The sequence below is a fragment of the Enterococcus sulfureus ATCC 49903 genome, from assembly GCF_000407605.1.
GTDB classification, from domain to species: Bacteria; Bacillota; Bacilli; order Lactobacillales; family Enterococcaceae; genus Enterococcus_G; species Enterococcus_G sulfureus.
Genome location: NZ_ASWO01000003.1, coordinates 133,165 through 152,612, shown reverse-complemented (window position 1 = coordinate 152,612; position 19,448 = coordinate 133,165). Strand labels below are relative to the sequence as shown.

The window sequence follows — 19,448 nt, the reverse complement described above, 5'->3', positions numbered from 1 at the left end:
CCTTTAAGTACCTTGGATTACAGTGTCAGTGTAGTAGACCTTTTTTTATTTGTCAAATACCTTATTTATCTTGAGTAAAATCATAAGAAAAACCATCAAATGTTTCTCCATCATAATATTTCATCAAATCAGACACAGAGAGAAGCGCTGAAGTCATTTCTTCTTCTTGCTCTTCCTTTTGCGCTTCACGCTGAGTCTCTACATAAATTTGGTACTTTTCCATTAAACGGCGATACATGACTTGTTTAGAGTTGCCTTCACCCGCTAAAAAAGGCAATTCTTTTAAGTACGCGCGATATAATGGGCGTTCTTCTTCAAATTCAATGGGCAATTCAACTACCGTCAACTGCAATGCCTTAAAATGTTCAATCATTTTTCTTCACTCACTTCTGTATTATCCTGCAATATCCACGATACGGTCGACAAAGTCTTCATAAAATTCTTGTTCATGGGATACGACAATCACCGTTCCTGGATAGTTACGTAGACTTTCTCGCAGACTTTCTTTCGTTTCTTGATCGATATGGTTCGTTGGTTCATCTAAAATCAAAAAGTTTCCTGGCGTCATGGTCATTTGTGCTAGTTTTACTTTAGTTTGTTCCCCACCACTTAATTGATTCAATGGTTCTTGAGCCAACTGATTGACTAAGCCTGCTTGTGACAAATGACGACGGATTTCTTTGACTGTTGCTTTTTCAAACATACGACCTAAATATTGAATCGGTGTTTCTAAAGGTGCTTCCCAAACCAGATCCTGTGAAAAATAATTGACTTTCGTATTGGCTGGAAATTGAAAATCTCCGCCTAATGCTTCTAATTGACCAATCAGTGTTTTTAACAACGTCGATTTTCCGATCCCATTGAATCCTCTAATGGCAATCAATTCACCATAACGAATCGTCAATTGGATTGGATCAAGAAGTGGCCGTTCATACCCAATGACTAATTGATCTGTTGTCAATGCTAACGTACTCACGATTGGTTGATATGGAAATTGGAAATTAGGTTTTGGCGCATCAGAAGGTGGTGTCAATCGTTCTACTTTAGCGAGCTGTTTCTCCCGACTTTTCGCCATTGTTGAACGTGATCCAGCTTTATATTTACGGATATACGCTTCTGTTTTTTCAATTTGTTTCTTTTGTGACTCATATTGACGTAGATACGATTCACGATTGGCTTCTTTTTGCTTTAAGGCTTTGGTTAAATTTCCTGTATATTTCGTCAATTGACCAAATTCAATATCCGCAATATGTGTGGTAATCTCATCTAAAAATGTACGATCATGCGAGATCACTAAAAACGTACCCTCGAAATTTTGTAAAAAGTTTTTTAACCATTCCACATGTGTATCGTCTAAATGGTTGGTTGGTTCATCTAAAACGAGCATGTCTGGTTTCTCTAATAATAGTTTGGCTAAAATTACTTTTGAGCGCTGGCCACCACTTAAGTCTTTTAATACAGAATCTAAACCTAAAACTTGTAGTCCCAGACCACTTGCCATCTCTTGAATCAAGGTATCCATTTGATAAAAATCACCTTGATCAAGCTGTGTTTGTAATTTTCCAGCGCGTTCTAATAATTTATCGTCCATTGTTTCCGCGTACTCTGTATAAGCTGCGGTAATTTGCGCTTCCATATCCAATTCTTTTTGGAAAGCTGTTTTTAAAAACTCAAAAATCGTCAACGACTCATCGACCTCAACATATTGATCCAGATAGCCCATATGGCAATTTTTAGGCATAGTGACTTGACCATTATCTGGTAAAAGTTCCCCGGTGATGATTTTGATCAAAGTTGATTTTCCAGCACCATTTTGACCAATGAGTCCAACATGTTCTCCCTTATTGACTTGTAAATTTAGTTGTTCATATAAAATTTTATCTCCAAATTGTTGCGTAATATCGATTAAACTAAGCATATTTCTTTCCCTTCTTCGTGTACAGAACCAAAAACGCTGTAGACAATTTGTCTACAGCGTGACGCTATTTGATTCATCTCACACTGATTTACACGGATAATCCTCAAATCAGTCTAACACGTGAGAAACGAAAAGTCTAGGTAAGCTACTTTTCAGGAAAAGACAATTCGACTTCTAAAATATGATCCTCTTGTGCGGATACACGATAGTCCGGCAATACATCACTTCCCCAACTATCGATTCCTCCAACTCCACGAACTGCACGATAAAGCGATAATACTGTACGTCTTGCAAGCGGTAATTCTTCTTGATGAGTGGCACTTTCTAATTCTAGTGGTGTATACGGTACACATGAAAAATGAAATGGTGTGTCGATTGCTTGTACACGTAAACTTGTTGCTGTACGTTGGATTGCTTTATTGTCTAATTGTGTATCACGTACCACTTCGACCCAGTTGGTCTCCATATGCATTCCTGAATCTTGAGGTACAAGATAAGGAGCTACTGGCAAACCTGTGACATGATATTGACCAGGTTTGCCACCTTGTTTACGGTCGGGATACGTCTCACCAGAAAGTCCATCATACGTAAAGCCCGTTGCTAAAGTGGGCATAACCAGTCGAATTCCAAAAACAGGCAATTCAGGTAAACTTGGTTGACCATGGTAATGTGCAGTGACTTTGATTTTTCCATCTGGACGAACTGTATAGGTAATCTCTGTTGTAGTTTTAGGTACTGTAATCGTTTCATACGTATACGTAATCGCTAGTGTGTCTACAGCTTGTGTTTCTTGAAATTGATTATTAGCTGGAGCAGTCGCCACAGCTGTTTGATCTTGATCATCTGCTACTACTTTAATCGCTACACATTGAGTAAACTGATCTGCACCTAACCACATCCCTGACTTCAAGTGAAATTGGCTCCCACGATCATTGTCTGTTAATGCACGCCAAAATGTGGGTTTGATTGGGCGATAGATCCATTCACGTTGGTTTACTTTTACGGATTCTAATCCGCCTGAGGCATAAGAAAATAAGTAACTAAAGTTTTCGCCATGTACACCTAAAACGACATCGCCGTATACGACTGATAATTTAGCGGTATTTTTCATAATAATAAGCTACCTCCTGAATTGATGGTTTTGCTTGACGTGTCGCAAATAATAAGCCATTGCCCGAAAACTCATAGTCTGATGGACGATCATCAAAATCGCCACCATAACGCAAGACTTCTTGTCCTGTTAATGGGTCTTTTCTTAAAATCGCTTGATCGATATAATCCCAGATAAATCCACCTTGATACGATTCAAACTCGTCATATAATTCCATATACTCTTTTAATCCACCCATTGAATTCCCCATATTATGCATGAATTCACACAAGATAAATGGTTTTTGAGGATCCTCACTAAGATACGTACGAATATCTGTTGGAGAAGCATACATGCGACTTTCCATATCAGAGATAAACGGTTTCATTGCATCGTCATAAAATACCCCTTCATAATGAACAAGACGTGAATCATCTATTTGCTTATAATAGGCATTCATTTCTTTGAGAGTTTCACCCACAAAAGATTCATTCCCTAATGACCAGAATAAAATCGATGGATGATTTTTCAACCACTCGTAATTTGAAACTGCACGATCTAAAGTCACGTCACGCCAAATTGGATAATCGCCAGGGACGTTCCAAGAAGGTTCGATCGCTCCCATTTTTTGCCATGAACCATGGGTTTCCAAATTCGTTTCCGCCATCATATAAATTCCAGCCTCATCGCAACGCTCATAAAACGATAAACGATTTGGATAATGTGAAGTACGTACTGCGTTAATGGAATTGTCCTTCATAAACTCAATGTCAAAACGCTCATCTTCATCTGTGATCACACGACCACTTGCGGCATTCCATTCATGACGATTGACACCATTTAATTTCAAACGATTTCCATTTAAATACATGACTCTCTCTTTTACCACCAACTCACGAAATCCAAAAGCAACTGGCGTATACGAAACCACTTCTTCATCTTGTAAAATTTCGACGATGACATGGTACAATTCTGGCGTGTCAATATCCCATAACAAAATGTCTTCTACTTTGAAGTCAACTTCTGTCGCTTGAGTCGTTTTTTGTAAAAGCTGTTGTCCATTTTTTCCCAATGTATAGCGATACGTTGCCTCTTCGCCGCGCAACACTTTAAGCGCTACGTGAACTTGACCACTTTTTTGTTGACTATCGACAATGGTTTTGATCGTCACATCTTCCAAATGTATAGCTTGTTCTCCAATTAATTCTACAGAACGGAAAATTCCGAAGAAACGGAAAAAATCTTGATCTTCTAAAAACGCTGCAGTACTACGTTTATACACTTCAACTGCTAAAAGATTATCTTTATTTTTAATAAATGGTGTTAAATCAAATTCTGAAGGTGTAAAACTATCTTCAGCATATCCAACAAATTCTCCATTCAACCAAATGTACATCGCTTGTTCGACACCATTAAAACGAATACGAACAGGATGGTCTTTTAAAGCATCATCTAGATCGAAAGTCATTCGATATGAACCAACTGGATTTTCGGGATCTTGGCTAAACATCCCTTTTGTTTGGTCTGGACGACGATATCGTTTTCCTTCCCAAGGATACATCGTATTGATATAGTGTAGTGTATCGTAATCTGAAAACTCGATATGCTGAGGAACATGAATCGTATCAAACGATGTACCATCAAAGTCTACTTCATAAAAATTTTGTGGGCGAACTTGTGGATTTTGACTATAGCAAAAATCCCAAACACCATCTAGATTTTGTACCAACGCCTCTTTTCGTTCACAAGTTTCCTTTGAACTATAATTGACGTGGTCACTATGCGCATCTAAACGTCCGACACGAAACACCTCTGGTTGATCTAGCCATTCAATCGATGGATTCATTACACTACCTACTTTCTTTTTTTATTGTACAGAAGAGACGGCTTGCTGCGCTGTAAATTCAGCTTCCAATTCTTCAACAATTTTTTTATGTTTTTTCTCAGTTAGCGTTACCTTAAAAGCAAATACTAATCCTGAGACAATCATTAAAGCTGCGGGTAAATAAAATGCATAAATTTTAAAGATAGATACATCTTTAGTAGTAATTTCTTGGAACGTTGCATTTCCAGTCATTCCAGCGGCAATCGCTACGACACCGACAATACCATTTGAAAGTGCACCAGCAATTTTATCTAATAACGGACGAATAGAAAGGGTTACGGCTTCATTTCGTACACCATTTTTCCATTGACCATACTCAACCGCATCTGTAATCGTCATCAGTGCTGAAAGAAAAATCAATTGTTGTGGAAAGTAGAATAAAATCAATCCTACTAGAATCATCCATAAATTTTGACCAGCTAAACTAAAAAAGATATATGATGAAGCCATTACTGCTAATCCGATCAAATAAACATATCGTCTAGAAATCAAACGAGTCAACGTCGGGAACAATGGTACAGCAATAATCCCTAGAGCTGCTGCAACAAAACCAACTAGCCAAAAAGCAGAAGCATCGCCATACACAAATTTAAAGTACAATAACAATACAGCTGTTGTCGCTACATTCGCAATAGCATATGCAATATAGGATAAAGAAAGCCACATCAATTGGTCATTTTGTGCAATCGCTTTAAATACTGTGCGCATTGTGACTTTCTCAGTTTGTTTTCGGATAACGCTATCATTTTCTTTAGTATTCAATGCTGTAACGATAGCACTCCCTGCTGCGACAATGGCAACGATCATGCCAAACCAAAACCATCCAGATGCTCCTTGTTCTCCTTTTTGTCCTGTCATCAAATATGTGAAGAAGATTGTAATCGGAACGACTACTAAAGTCGTTCCATTTGCACCCAATGATGAACCAAAACGAGCAAAGGTAGCTAGATTTTCACGTTCTTTCGTTTCGGTACTCAAAGCAGGAATCATTGACCAAAATGCGATGTCTTTAAACGAATAGAATGAATCCAATAAAATAAAACAAATTCCGAATAAAATAATAAATAAAACAGGATTTGTTTCAGGTAAACCAAAGAAATTGGTAAATAAAGGAATCAATAATAGCGAACTCATAATACCACCAACAACTAACCACGGTTTAAATTTCCCATATTTAGTACGTGTATTGTCAATAATCCCCCCGATTATTGGATCAAATAAAATTTCGACTAAGCGAATCCCTACGACTAAACTTGTGACGATCCCAATTAATTTCGCTGCGGTTGCCTTATCTGTGTTGGCAAACATCGAGCTTGTTACAAATAACATAAAATACGTACTTAGCGTTACATAAAATACATCATGACCAAAAGCACCAAAAGCATAACTAATTCGTTGACCTAGTTTTTTCCCCATTGTCCATCATCCCTCTTAAAAAATTTTAACGCTTTCATAACCATAGTATAGCAGTAAATAAAACGTTTTCCTTATGTTTTTGTCGCACTTATTTAACAAAATGTTGCATATTGTGCTAAAGTAATAAGAGAGGTGAGTTTATGGAACAAGCGATTTTTTCAGTTTTACCCCAACGAATGATTCAATCTTCTTTACAATTTGAGTTCTGTGGTTTTTCTAAAACACTCGATCATCATTCTTTTGGCCCAGCTGTACGTGATCTGTATATTTTACACTTAGTATTAGATGGAGAAGGAATGTATACCGTCAAAAACAAACAATATTTTCTTAAAAAAGGGGATTTCTTTTTGATTCGCCCAAATGATACAACTTTTTATAGTTCTTCTGTTAAGCATCCTTGGAGTTACATTTGGATCGCATTTAGTGGAGTGACAGCAGATCAAATTATTACTAAAAGTTGTTTAGAACAAACTTATTATGTGGCATCGACTAAAAATATCACACCATATATCAGTACGATCCAAAACTGTTTGGAAACAAAGAGTAGTGAGTTGACGCAAGAACTAAAATTAACTGAATTAACTTATCGTTTTTTAGCGCTTTTTGTTCAAGATGCCGTCAATTCTGAACCAAATATTGCCCAAAAAGTATCCCCGCTTATTTTACAAGTGATCCAGTTAATCAAAGAAGAATATCAAACGATTTCGATCCAACGTCTTGCTACTCAGCTTGCGGTGAATAGAAGTCATCTTTCACGTCAATTCAAAAAAGAAATGAACATGACGATTCAACAATGGTTAATGAGTATCCGAATCAATCAAGCTGCCTTTTTACTCATTAATACCGATCAAAGTGTAGAAACAATCAGTGAAGCGGTTGGGTTTTCAAGCTTAGTTTCATTTAGTCGCGCTTTTCATCGCTATACAAATGAAGCACCGACTACTTATCGTAAGCGCGTTCATCAACCAGAAGGCTCCATCGATTCATTTGAAACCTTGATTAATCGTATCGAAAAACAATCCCCAACCACTCGCTCTACATAAAAAAAGGTATCCCATCAACTGGGATACCTTTTTGATTATACTTCTTGATTGTTTGCTAATGCATCTTCGACAGCCATTTGTGCTTCGATATCAGAGATACTGTACACATTTTCGCTAACGACTGATACTTCTTTAGGCTCCATGTTACGGTAACGAGCCATACCAGTACCAGCAGGAATAATTTTCCCGATGATAACATTTTCTTTCAATCCAAGTAATGGATCTTTTTTACCACGAATCGCAGCATCTGTTAACACACGTGTTGTTTCTTGGAATGATGCAGCAGATAAGAAACTATTTGTTTCTAATGATGCTTTAGTAATTCCTAGTAACACTGGACGTGCAGTGGCAGGTACACCACCAGCTACTAATGTTTCGTAGTTACGGTCTTTAAAGTCTGCAATGTCTAGTAATGTTCCTGGTAAGATATCAGTGTCACCTGGATCCATTACGCGTACTTTGCGTAACATTTGACGAACCATTACTTCGATATGTTTATCGCCGATTTCTACCCCTTGCATACGGTATACGCGTTGTACTTCGCGCAATAGATAGTTTTCAACTGATAATACATCACGAACTTGTAACAATTGTTTTGGATCAATCGAACCTTCTGTAAGTGGTGCACCACGATGGATGATATCGCCTTCCACTACTTTCATACGTGCAGTAAATGGTACTGTGTACGTACGTGTATCTGTTTGTCCTTTGATCGTTACTTCTTTTGTACGTGTAGCCGCATCTTCAGAGATATCGATAACATCACCAGTTACTTCAGTAATGACCGCTTGCCCTTTAGGATTACGTGCTTCAAAGATTTCTTGGACACGAGGAAGACCTTGAGTGATATCATCTCCGGCAACCCCACCGGTATGGAACGTACGCATAGTTAACTGTGTACCAGGTTCTCCGATTGATTGGGCAGCAATTGTACCAACAGCTTCTCCAACTTCAACTTGAGCTCCTGTAGCCAAGTTACGGCCATAACAGTGTTTACATACACCATGTTTTGTATTACATGTGAAGACTGAACGGATCGATACTTCTTCGATTCCTGCTTCAATAATTTGTTTCGCAAGATCTTCAGTGATCAATTCATTTGTTCCAACAATAATCGCACCTGTTTCAGGATCTAGAACAGCCTTACGAGTGTAACGGCCAATCAAGCGTTCTTCTAGAGATTCGATGATTTCATTACCTTCAGTAATTGCTTTAATATCTAATCCACGGTCTGTACCACAATCGTCTTCACGAATGATGACATCTTGAGCCACGTCTACTAGACGACGAGTCAAGTAACCTGAATCGGCTGTCTTCAAGGCGGTATCGGTCATTCCTTTACGCGCTCCATGGGTAGAGATAAACATCTCTAAGACAGTTAATCCTTCACGGAAGTTTGAGATGATCGGTAATTCCATGATTCGACCATTCGGAGCGGCCATCAGTCCACGCATCCCAGCAAGCTGAGTAAAGTTGGAGATATTACCACGGGCTCCAGAATCTGACATCATGAAGATTGGGTTTTTCGCATCTAAAGATTCCATCAGTTTTTGTTGGATTTGATCTTTAGCGCTATTCCAAACTGCGATTACGCGTTCATAACGTTCATCATCTGTAATCAATCCACGACGGAATTGTTTTGTAATGACTTCTACTTGATGATGGGCTTTTTCAATAATTTCTTGCTTCTCATGTAAGACCATGATATCAGCAATCCCTACTGTAATCCCAGCAGTTGTAGAATGTTTGTAACCTAAGTCTTTCATACGGTCAAGCATATGAGACGTTTCAGTAACTTTGAAACGTTTGAATACTTCTGCGATGATATTTCCTAAGTTTTTCTTTTTAAATGGCAATACTAATTCTTGTTCTTTGATAAATGTCGGAATATCAGAACCCGCACCAACAAAGTATTTATCAGGAGTTTGTACTGTCAAGTTAAAATCAGTTGGTTCATTTAAATAAGGGAACTCTGGTGGCATAATTGAGTTAAAGATAATTTTACCAACAGTTGTGACCATTAATTTATTGCGTTGCTCTTCAGTAAATGGTTTATCACCTAATGTTTTAGGATTAACGGCAATACGTGAATGTAAATGCACGTATCCATTACGCCAAGCTGTTACTGCTTCATCCATATCACGGAAGATCATGCCTTCGCCTTCACGATCAGATTCTTCCATGGTTAAGTAATAGTTTCCTAATACCATATCTTGAGAAGGTGTTACTACTGGTTTACCATCTTTAGGGTTCAAGATGTTTTGAGCAGCTAGCATTAACATACGTGCTTCTGCTTGAGCTTCTTCATTTAATGGTACATGGACGGCCATTTGGTCTCCATCGAAATCGGCATTGTACGCTTCACATACAAGTGGATGCAAACGAATCGCGCGGCCTTCAACTAAAACAGGTTCAAAAGCTTGGATACCTAAACGGTGAAGTGTAGGTGCCCGGTTCAATAGAACTGGATGCTCTCTGATTACGTCTTCTAAAACATCCCAGACTTCATCTTCTTGGCGTTCGATCTTACGTTTTGCATTTTTGATGTTTGACGCAAGTTCACGTTGAACTAATTCACGCATAACGAATGGTTTAAATAGTTCGATCGCCATTTCTTTAGGCAATCCACATTGATACATTTTTAAGAACGGTCCTACTACGATAACTGAACGTCCAGAGTAGTCGACACGTTTACCAAGTAAGTTTTGACGGAAACGACCTTGTTTCCCTTTCAACATATGAGAAAGAGATTTTAATGGACGGTTACCTGGTCCAGTAACTGGACGGCCACGACGACCATTATCGATCAACGCATCAACAGCTTCTTGTAGCATACGTTTTTCATTTTGAACAATGATGTTTGGCGCATTTAAATCTAATAAACGTTTCAAACGATTGTTACGGTTGATCACACGACGGTATAGATCATTCAAGTCAGAAGTCGCAAAACGACCACCTTCTAATTGAACCATCGGACGTAGATCTGGAGGGATAACTGGAATAACATCCATGACCATCCAGCTTGGTTTGTTGCCAGAAGCACGGAACGCTTCTAAGATATCTAAACGACGGATCGCGCGTGTACGTTTTTGACCTGAAGCTGTTTTTAATTCTTCTTTTAATTCAACAACTTCACCGTCAAGATCAACAGTTTCTAACAATTGACGGATTGCTTCAGCACCCATCGCAGCATTGAACTCTTGACCATATTGTGCACGTTTTTCGCGGTATTCGCGTTCGGTTAACAATTGTTTTTTCTCTAAGCTAGTATTTCCAGCATCGATTACAACATAAGAGGCAAAATAAATGACTTCTTCTAAGGCACGAGGGCTCATGTCTAATACAAGACCCATACGTGAAGGAATACCTTTAAAATACCAAATATGTGAAACAGGTGCTGCTAGTTCGATGTGGCCCATGCGCTCACGACGAACTTTTGAACGAGTGACTTCAACGCCACAACGGTCACAAACAATTCCTTTATAGCGGATACGTTTGTATTTTCCACAAGCACATTCCCAGTCTTTTGTAGGACCAAAAATACGCTCATCGAATAGACCTTCACGTTCAGGTTTTAAAGTACGATAGTTAATAGTCTCAGGTTTTTTAACTTCACCATAAGACCAGCTTCTGATTTTTTCTGGAGAAGCTAAACCGATTTGCATACTTTCGAATTTATTTACATCGATCAAAAGGGGTTCCCTCCATTTCATTTCACGGCTGAATCAAATAAGTAGGTCACTTTGCTAAGCAAAGTGACTACTTCTTAATCTAACGGGTTTTTTACTGCTTCTTCATCACGAGGTAAGACAGTTGGTTTTTGATGTTGTGCATCTTTAGCACTTTGTTGTTCAGCGTATTTTGTCAACGCGTCAACAGTTAGTAAATCATCATCTTCATCGTCCATATCGCGTAATTCGATTTCTTGATCTTCGATATCTAATACACGCATATCTAATCCTAATGATTGTAATTCTTTTACTAATACGCGGAATGATTCTGGAACACCTGGTTTTGGAATTGGTTCACCTTTAACGATCGCTTCGTATGTTTTCACACGTCCAACCACGTCATCAGATTTGTACGTTAAGATTTCTTGTAAAGTATATGCCGCACCATAAGCTTCAAGTGCCCATACCTCCATCTCACCAAAACGTTGTCCACCAAATTGAGCTTTACCTCCGAGTGGTTGTTGCGTTACTAATGAGTAAGGTCCAATTGAACGCGCATGTAATTTATCATCAACCATGTGGGCCAATTTAATCATGTACATAACCCCAACTGAGATACGTCCATCAAATGGTTCACCTGAACGTCCATCGTAAAGGATCGTTTTCGCATCACGAGCCATACCCGCTTCACGAACAGTTTCCCATACATCTTCATCTGAAGCTCCATCAAATACTGGTGTTGCAACATGGATGCCAAGTTGACGAGCAGCCATTCCTAAATGCAACTCTAATACTTGTCCGATATTCATACGTGATGGTACCCCAAGTGGATTCAACATGATATCGACTGGTGTACCGTCTGGTAAGAAAGGCATATCTTCTTCAGGCATAATGCGAGAAACTACCCCTTTATTTCCGTGACGTCCGGCCATTTTATCTCCTTCGTGGATTTTACGTTTTTGCACGATATATACACGAACAAGCATGTTGACACCTGGTGATAATTCATCGCCAGCTTCACGAGTAAAGATCTTCACATCATGAATAATTCCACCACCACCGTGAGGAACACGTAATGACGTATCGCGTACTTCACGCGCTTTTTCACCAAAGATCGCATGCAATAAGCGTTCTTCTGCTGAAAGCTCCGTTACCCCTTTAGGTGTTACTTTACCGACTAATAGATCGCCATCTTTAACTTCAGCACCAATGCGGATAATCCCCATTTCGTCTAAGTTTTTCAATGCATCTTCACCGACGTTTGGAATTTCACGAGTGATTTCTTCAGGTCCTAATTTTGTATCACGTGCTTCTGATTCGTATTCTTCAATATGAACAGAAGTATAGACATCATCTTTAACCAGACGACGACTCATGATAACCGCATCCTCATAGTTGTATCCTTCCCAAGTCATGAAGGCAACAAGAACGTTTTGACCTAAAGCCATTTCGCCGTTTTCCATTGAAGGACCATCAGCTAAAGTATCGCCAGCTTCCACTTTTTCATTTAATGAAACCAATGGACGTTGGTTGTAACTTGTACCTGAGTTTGAACGACGGAATTTTGTTACTGTATACGTATCTAATGTACCGTTGTCACGACGAACGCGGATTTCTTTTGCGTCTACATATTCAACGATTCCATCATGTTTACATAGTAAGGCAGCACCTGAGTCATGGGCTGATTTGTATTCCATACCCGTTCCGACCCAAGGAGATTTAGGATTGATCAATGGAACAGCTTGACGCTGCATGTTGGCACCCATCAAGGCACGGTTGGAGTCATCGTTTTCCAAGAAAGGAATACATGCTGTCGCAACGGCAACTACTTGTTTAGGTGATACGTCCATGTAATCAATTTTATCGATTGAAATTTCCAAGTTTTCACTTGTTGCACGTGCCATTACTACGTCATTTGTAAATGTACCATCTTCATTTAATGGACTATTCGCTTGGGCTACAACATAGTGATCCTCGATATCGGCTGTTAAATAATCGATTTGATCGGTTACACGACCAGTTTCACGATCCACACGACGATAAGGTGTTTCGATAAAGCCATATTTATTGACTTTCGCATAAGAAGCCAAGCTGTTGATCAACCCGATATTTGGTCCCTCAGGTGTTTCGATCGGACACATACGGCCATAATGGGAATAATGCACATCTCGGACTTCATATCCGGCACGGTCACGAGTCAATCCACCAGGACCTAAGGCAGATAGACGACGTTTATGCGTCAACTCACCTAATGGGTTGGTTTGATCCATGAACTGTGACAACTGAGAAGAACCAAAGAATTCTTTGATACTTGCTACAACAGGACGGATATTGATCAATTGTTGTGGTGTTAGTGTTTCAGTGTCTTGAATCGACATACGCTCACGAACTACACGTTCCATACGCGCTAATCCAATACGGAATTGGTTTTGTAGTAATTCACCAACTGAACGGATACGACGGTTTCCTAAATGATCGATATCATCTACGTTACCGATGTTTTCCATTAAGTTAAAGAAATAACTCATTGAAGCAATGATATCTGCAGGACGTACTGTACGTACTTCATCTGTTGGATAGCCATTTCCGATAACCGTTACTTCACGTTCAGGATCTAATGGTGAAAATACTTTGATCACTTGAACGGTCATTGGATCTGTTACGACACCATCTTCTGAAGGATAGTACGTCACTGAGTTTAAGCCATTTACTAGATGTTCACCTAAGAATTCATCCATAATTTGATGCGTGATGACAGTGCCTTTTTCAACTAAAATTTCACCTGTTTCAGGATCAACTAAAGTTTCCGCTAATGTTAAGTTTAATAGACGTGTGCGCAAGTCTAGTTTTTTGTTGACTTTGTAACGACCAACAGCAGCTAGGTCATAACGACGTGGGTCAAAGAAACGAGCATTTAATAAGTTACGAGAACTATCAGCAGTTTTCGGCTCACCTGGACGAAGACGTTCGTAAACATCTTTTAATCCTTCTTCAGTACGAGAATCGCTTGCGTTTTTGTGTAAATCTTTTTCAATCGTATTGCGTAAAGATTCACTTTCACCAAAGATTTCAAAAATCGTATCATCAGAACCAAATCCTAATGCACGAACCAATACTGTCAATGGAATTTTACGTGTACGGTCGATACGAACATAAGAAATATCTTTTGCATCGGTTTCCATTTCCAACCATGCGCCACGGTTAGGGATCACAGTTGATCCAAAACCTTCTTTACCATTTTTATCTACTTTTCCGTGGAAATAAACTCCCGGAGAACGAACCAATTGAGAAACGATAACACGTTCTGCACCATTGATAATGAATGTACCTTGTTCTGTCATTAATGGGAAATCACCAAAGAAAACTTCTTGTGCTTTAATTTCGCCAGTTTCGCGGTTTGTTAAACGCAAGGTTACGTGCAAAGGTGCAGAGTAGTTTGCATCATGTGCGCGTGCTTCTTCCACCGTATATTTCGGTGTTTTTAATTCATAATCCACAAATTCAAGTGACAAGTTTCCATTAAAATCATCAATCGGTAAAATGTCTTCAAACATTTCTCTTAATCCTTCATCTAAGAACCATTGATAAGAGTCAGTTTGAATCTCAATCAAATTCGGTAATTCCAATACTTCACTGATACGTGCGAAACTTCTACGTTCGCGGTGCTTTCCGTATTTTACTACGTGTCCAGCCAAGCTCTTCACCCCTCTAAAATTTCTTTCAAAATAGCTATCATAAACTTTACAATTTCATGACAAAAGTTAAAGTTTAGTGACAAAGAACATTTTTTACGGGTTTAGGACAAAAAAAAACCAAAAATAGATTCCCTTCGTTAAATGAAGTTTTCTACTTTTGCTCCTTATCCTACGGCCGAAACGGACAATAGATCGTTTCTGCTCCCTGCACTTGCGATAGTTTTTGCTCTATTAACTATACAGATATTTTCAGAAAAAGTCAAGGAAAAACTATTTCTTTCTATAAAAGAATCAGTTGTTCATAGACACTTGTCTGCGAGTTCTTTATACTATGAAACAACGAATTAAAAAAGGATGGATCAAGTGAGTACAAAAGCAAAAATCTTAGACGTGATGAAACAAGCACCAGATACTGTTTTTTCAGGGGAAAAACTCGCTCAATTACTCGATATCTCACGGACTTCGATTTGGAAAGCGATTCGTGAGCTTGAAAAAGAAGGGTATCGATTTGAACATTTAAAAACGGGGTATCTCTATAAACAATCAGATGTCTTAGCAACTACTGATATGACTTGTTTAAGTTTACCTAAAGAACAAATCTACTTAAAAAAACGGACTGACTCCACAATGAACGATGCGAAAAACGGATTACTCGCTCATGTCAAAACGCCTGCACTGTTTGTTTCAGAGGCTCAAGATGGGGGTCATGGTCGCTTTAATCGTCCATTTTTTTCACCAGAAGGCCAAATTTATATGAGTTTGATTCTTGAACCTAATCAAACGTTTGAAGAGTTACCGCAGTATACGCTACTCGCTGCTGTGGCACTCTCTTTAGCCATCGATGAATTGACCGGACTTTCAACTGAAATCAAGTGGGTCAACGATATCTATCTAAATGGGAAAAAAATCTGCGGCATTTTATCTGAAGCGACGAGTGATATTGAAACTGGTCAAATCAGTAGTGTCACGATCGGGATTGGCATTAATTTTTCGATTGACCCTGCATTGTTTCCTGAACCTCTACAAAAAAAAGCCACTTCCCTGTTCAAAGGACAAGCGACTTCAGTTACGAGAAACCAGTTGATTCAGTTAGTCTGGCAGAATTTTTTCGACTTGATTGCCGGTTTGCCTGATCAAAGTTATATGAAAATTTATCGTCAAAAATCACTCGTCTTAAACCGAGAAGTCTCCTTTGTTAAACAACAAGTGACTTACACCGGAATCGCACGCGATATTACCAATCAAGGCGAACTGATCGTCGATACACCGCAGCAAACTTTTTCGTTGTCATCTGGCGAAATTAGCTTAACGCATATCGACAACTATTTTTAACCAAAAAAAGCTGTGACAGAAATCTGCCACAGCTTTTTTGTTAAGAAAAAATCAAAGTCACTATAAAACTAAGTGCGTAAACTGTATTAAACAAAATCATATTTTTAATTGCATAGCCAAAACTTTCAGGTTGCTCTACATATTTTTTATGCTGCATCAATTGTTTATGAACCAGTGGCAAGGTTAGAAAGACTAAAAGCTGTTCCCAAGAAAACACACCAAATGGCCAGCCTATCAAAATGACTAAATAACAACTATACATTAATAATTGAAACAATCTTAGTGCTGATTTTTTGCCAATATGATAGACCAATGTATAACGTTCATTTTCGATGTCCGTTTCAAAATCGCGTAGATTGTTTGCTAACATAATATCTGCGATCGTAAACATTAAAGGTAACGCTGCCCATACCATCGCTAAAATTTGCCAAATATTTCCATTCAGTGAAAATACTCCCGTAGAAAATTGAAACGCTAAATAGAAAACAGGATCATTTACGGTATTTAAGTAAACCACCAATGCAAAAATACCTAGTCCCATCGTCACACCACTAAATAATTCTCCTAATGGCATTCTGGATAAAGGAAGCGGTCCAAATGTATAGAAGATGCCAATCAAGCACATCAAGCCACCAAATACGAATACAAACCATCCAGTCAAAATACTTAAGCTAAATCCTACGATAGCCGATAATCCCATCATCAGAAAAATCAAATGGCGAATTGCTACAGGATCAAGTTTTTCACGACCAATCACGTTTTGTTCATACTTGTATGTAGCTGATGTTGCTTTAGTATAGTCCATATAATTATTGATTGCCGTCGTTGTCATATCAAAAAGCAACATCCCAATAAAAAAGAATAGTGTATAGCCAAAATGAAATTGATGAAAATAAGTACTCGTGAATAAAACTCCAATAATAAACGGGAAAAAACTAGCGATTTTCGTTTGGATCTCGACGACTTCTAAAAAGGTTTTTAAGGTTAAACGTTGCATCTTAATCCTCCTATTTTAGATCAGCGCGGTTGCCCATAGTAAATCCTGAGTCACCACCTAATTCAAAGTTATCTTTGATGCCGTCTGTGATATACACGACACCTTCTTTCGTTACAAAAATTGCATCTGTGCCTTTTGGAGTTTGTTCTTCGATATATTTTAAGCCTTCTTTAACGCCTTTATCAAACGCTACAGTCGTTAGACCATCGCCATCGATCGATTTGTCTGTGATGACCGATACACTCGCAACATCATTATCGTAAGGATAACCAGTTTTTGTATCAAAAATATGGTGGTAACGTTGACCGTCCACGTCTAAATAACGTTCATAAATACCTGAAGTCACAACCGTTTTATTTGATTCTTTTACGGTTCCTAAAACATTTCCACGCGCAGTATTTGGATCTTGGATCCCAATCGTCCAAGGTTGGTCTTCTCCTCTAGGACTATTTCCTAACACAAATACGTTCCCACCTAAATCCACGATGGCTGTCGTTACGCCATTATCCTTTAATACTTTCACGACTTCATCTGTAATGTAACCTTTAGCGATCGCGCCAAGATCCATGATCATGCCTTTTTCTTCGAGATACACAGTCTTGTCTTGATCATTTAATTTCACTTTATGGTAATCAACTAATTTTAACGCTTGATCGATTTCAGATTGTGCTGGTTTTCGTGCATCGTCAAATCCAATTCGCCATAATTGTGTGATTGCACCAATGACTAAATTAAATCCACCATCCGATTTCACGCTGTACTCATACGCTTGCTTCACTAGATCATAAATATCATCGGATACTTTTACCGGCTCGATGCCAGCTTTTTCGTTGATGGCATCGATCTCTGATCCGCTTTGATTGATCGTGATCTGATCGCCAAGTTTTTCAACTCGCGCAAATGCCGGTTTCAAGACATCTTCTTTGCCCTCATCATAGATTCTAATTTTCACGTACGTTCCTAGCAGAAATTTTTCTTGCATATAGGGTTCTGATCGTAAGTTGCGACTTTCTGATGTAGTCGTTTGTGTCGTTGATGATGTTTGATCTGTAGCATTACACGCGCTTAATCCCAATGTTATTAGTGCTAATCCTAAAATAAGCCAAGATTTTCTCATCGTTATCGTTTCCTTTCTATTGTCTTGTGTTCTATTATACTAAAGCTATCCCAAAACAGAAGAAAAACTTGACGCAGTTGCCCACATCAAGTTTTTTTCATTTGCTATTTAAAAGAATACTTATTTGCTTTCTACGTAGTTGTCTACTTCAATTGTTTTTGTGTCGCCTTTTTGAGCAGCATTGATCAATTGTTCAGCATACAATACGAATGAATGGAAGCTGTGAGTTGCTCCAGTAACAACATCGATGTTACCTGGATTTCCATCTTCTTTGCCCATTTCAGCAACTAATTCTTCATTGAATTTTTCGATATATTCTTTTGGTCCAATGCCTGATTTAGCTTTCATTTTTTCATTGTACTCTGTGTCATCTTTCTTAGACTTACCGTCTTTGTCCACATAGTCAAAGTTTGATTCAGTAATTTTTCCATCTTTTACAACGATTGAGAAGTCAGCATGGTATCCATTGCTGTCATTTTTTTCTTTCAAGGTATACGTACCATCTTTAAGAGGTGCTCCGTTGTCGATTTCGATTGTATCCGTATCGCCAATACGCGCAGCTTGAATCAATTGTTGTGCATAGTTTTGGAAATCATGGAAGCTATGTGTTGCTCCAGTAACTACATCAATTGAACTTGGATCTTGTTTAGAAACCAATGCTGAATTAAATTGTTCTAAATATTCTTTTGGTCCAATTCCTGATTTAGCAGTCATTTTTTCATTGTATTCTGTATCATCTTTCTTAGACTTTCCGTCTTTATCTAGATAATCCATATCAGATTCAGTAATTTTTCCATCTTTTACAACGATTTTAAATTCTGCATGATACCCATTGCTATCATTTTTTTCTTTCAATGTATACGTTCCATCTTTAAGATCCATTCCTTTTGCTTCTTCAGTAGTAGAAGATGCAGTTGAAGAACTTGTAGACGTTGACGATGAAGTCATGGACGAACTTGCTGTACTGCTTGCTTTTGTGTCGTCATTTTTGTCTGCGGTACAAGCACCTAATGCGATGGTAGATAGTGCTAACATCGTGAGACCTGTAACAATTTTCTTTGTTTTCATTCTTTCCCCACCCTTTATTTGGTTATTTTTTATAGTTTGTGATTACTTTAACATTATAATACGGTTACATCGTCCTGTCAATCGTTTCCACAAACCAATATTCACAAATAAACTTTTTCTCATATTTGTGAAAAAATTATAAAAGTTGTTAGACAAATACAAAAAAACAATTTATACTATAGAAAAATAGCAATTATACTGCATATTTTACTAATT

The 19,448-nt window shown here is 38.3% G+C and carries 12 protein-coding genes; 2 read left to right on the top strand and 10 right to left on the bottom strand.

The window, feature by feature from the left end; genetic code table 11:
• Positions 1-61: 61 nt before the first annotated feature.
• The 5 genes from I573_RS04495 to I573_RS04475 form a co-directional block, all read right to left on the bottom strand.
• Positions 62-373: a hypothetical protein gene (locus I573_RS04495; RefSeq protein ID WP_016186125.1), complete on the bottom strand. Its 312-nt coding sequence runs from the start codon at positions 371-373 to the stop codon at positions 62-64.
• A gap of 21 nt (positions 374-394) precedes the next feature.
• On the bottom strand, positions 395-1,918 hold the full coding sequence (locus tag I573_RS04490; RefSeq protein WP_016186126.1) for an ABC-F family ATP-binding cassette domain-containing protein: 1,524 nt from the start codon (positions 1,916-1,918) through the stop codon (positions 395-397).
• A 145-nt stretch (positions 1,919-2,063) separates the two neighbouring features.
• A complete protein-coding gene (locus I573_RS04485; RefSeq protein ID WP_016186127.1) occupies positions 2,064-3,029 on the bottom strand; it encodes a beta-galactosidase small subunit in 966 nt (321 codons plus the stop codon).
• Entirely contained in the window at positions 3,013-4,854 is a 1,842-nt protein-coding gene (locus I573_RS04480; protein WP_016186128.1) for a glycoside hydrolase family 2, read from the bottom strand. The genes I573_RS04485 and I573_RS04480 overlap by 17 nt, the downstream gene beginning before the upstream one ends.
• 21 nt (positions 4,855-4,875) lie before the next feature.
• Entirely contained in the window at positions 4,876-6,309 is a 1,434-nt protein-coding gene (locus I573_RS04475) for a glycoside-pentoside-hexuronide (GPH):cation symporter (RefSeq protein ID WP_016186129.1), read from the bottom strand.
• A 140-nt stretch (positions 6,310-6,449) separates the two neighbouring features.
• Between I573_RS04475 and I573_RS04470 the strand changes: the two genes are divergently transcribed.
• Positions 6,450-7,352 carry an AraC family transcriptional regulator gene (locus tag I573_RS04470; RefSeq protein ID WP_016186130.1) on the top strand — a complete coding sequence of 301 codons (903 nt, stop codon included), beginning with the start codon at positions 6,450-6,452 and terminating at the stop codon, positions 7,350-7,352.
• Positions 7,353-7,387: 35 nt separating this feature from the next.
• Here the strand turns inward: I573_RS04470 and rpoC are convergent, their stop codons facing one another.
• The gene (gene rpoC / locus I573_RS04465) at positions 7,388-11,044 is read right to left on the bottom strand and encodes a DNA-directed RNA polymerase subunit beta' (RefSeq protein WP_016186131.1); all 3,657 of its coding nucleotides are present in this window, start codon (positions 11,042-11,044) and stop codon (positions 7,388-7,390) included.
• Between the two features lie 74 nt (positions 11,045-11,118).
• Positions 11,119-14,718 carry a DNA-directed RNA polymerase subunit beta gene (rpoB, locus tag I573_RS04460; protein ID WP_016186132.1) on the bottom strand — a complete coding sequence of 1,200 codons (3,600 nt, stop codon included), beginning with the start codon at positions 14,716-14,718 and terminating at the stop codon, positions 11,119-11,121.
• 363 nt (positions 14,719-15,081) lie between these two features.
• Between rpoB and I573_RS04455 the strand changes: the two genes are divergently transcribed.
• The gene (locus I573_RS04455) at positions 15,082-16,050 is read left to right on the top strand and encodes a biotin--[acetyl-CoA-carboxylase] ligase (protein WP_016186133.1); all 969 of its coding nucleotides are present in this window, start codon (positions 15,082-15,084) and stop codon (positions 16,048-16,050) included.
• 40 nt (positions 16,051-16,090) lie between these two features.
• On the opposite strand, the gene menA is transcribed toward I573_RS04455, so the two are convergent.
• The 3 genes from menA to pplA form a co-directional block, all read right to left on the bottom strand.
• Complete coding sequence (menA, locus tag I573_RS04450) at positions 16,091-17,047, bottom strand: 1,4-dihydroxy-2-naphthoate polyprenyltransferase (protein WP_016186134.1); 957 nt, start codon at positions 17,045-17,047, stop codon at positions 16,091-16,093.
• 10 nt (positions 17,048-17,057) lie between these two features.
• Positions 17,058-18,164 (bottom strand): FAD:protein FMN transferase, encoded by a 1,107-nt coding sequence (locus tag I573_RS04445; protein WP_016186135.1) that lies wholly within the window; start codon positions 18,162-18,164, stop codon positions 17,058-17,060.
• A 120-nt stretch (positions 18,165-18,284) separates the two neighbouring features.
• A complete protein-coding gene (gene pplA / locus I573_RS04440; RefSeq protein WP_016186136.1) occupies positions 18,285-19,232 on the bottom strand; it encodes an extracellular electron transfer flavoprotein PplA in 948 nt (315 codons plus the stop codon).
• Between the last annotated feature and the right edge of the window lie 216 nt (positions 19,233-19,448).

Coding starts and splice junctions, on each gene's coding strand:
- I573_RS04495 (WP_016186125.1), bottom strand. CDS start 373: ATGATTGAACATTTTAAGGCATTGCAGTTGACGGTAGTTGAATTGCCC.
- I573_RS04490 (WP_016186126.1), bottom strand. CDS start 1,918: ATGCTTAGTTTAATCGATATTACGCAACAATTTGGAGATAAAATTTTA.
- I573_RS04485 (WP_016186127.1), bottom strand. CDS start 3,029: ATGAAAAATACCGCTAAATTATCAGTCGTATACGGCGATGTCGTTTTA.
- I573_RS04480 (WP_016186128.1), bottom strand. CDS start 4,854: ATGAATCCATCGATTGAATGGCTAGATCAACCAGAGGTGTTTCGTGTC.
- I573_RS04475 (WP_016186129.1), bottom strand. CDS start 6,309: ATGGGGAAAAAACTAGGTCAACGAATTAGTTATGCTTTTGGTGCTTTT.
- I573_RS04470 (WP_016186130.1), top strand. CDS start 6,450: ATGGAACAAGCGATTTTTTCAGTTTTACCCCAACGAATGATTCAATCT.
- menA (WP_016186134.1), bottom strand. CDS start 17,047: ATGCAACGTTTAACCTTAAAAACCTTTTTAGAAGTCGTCGAGATCCAA.
- I573_RS04445 (WP_016186135.1), bottom strand. CDS start 18,164: ATGAGAAAATCTTGGCTTATTTTAGGATTAGCACTAATAACATTGGGA.
- pplA (WP_016186136.1), bottom strand. CDS start 19,232: ATGAAAACAAAGAAAATTGTTACAGGTCTCACGATGTTAGCACTATCT.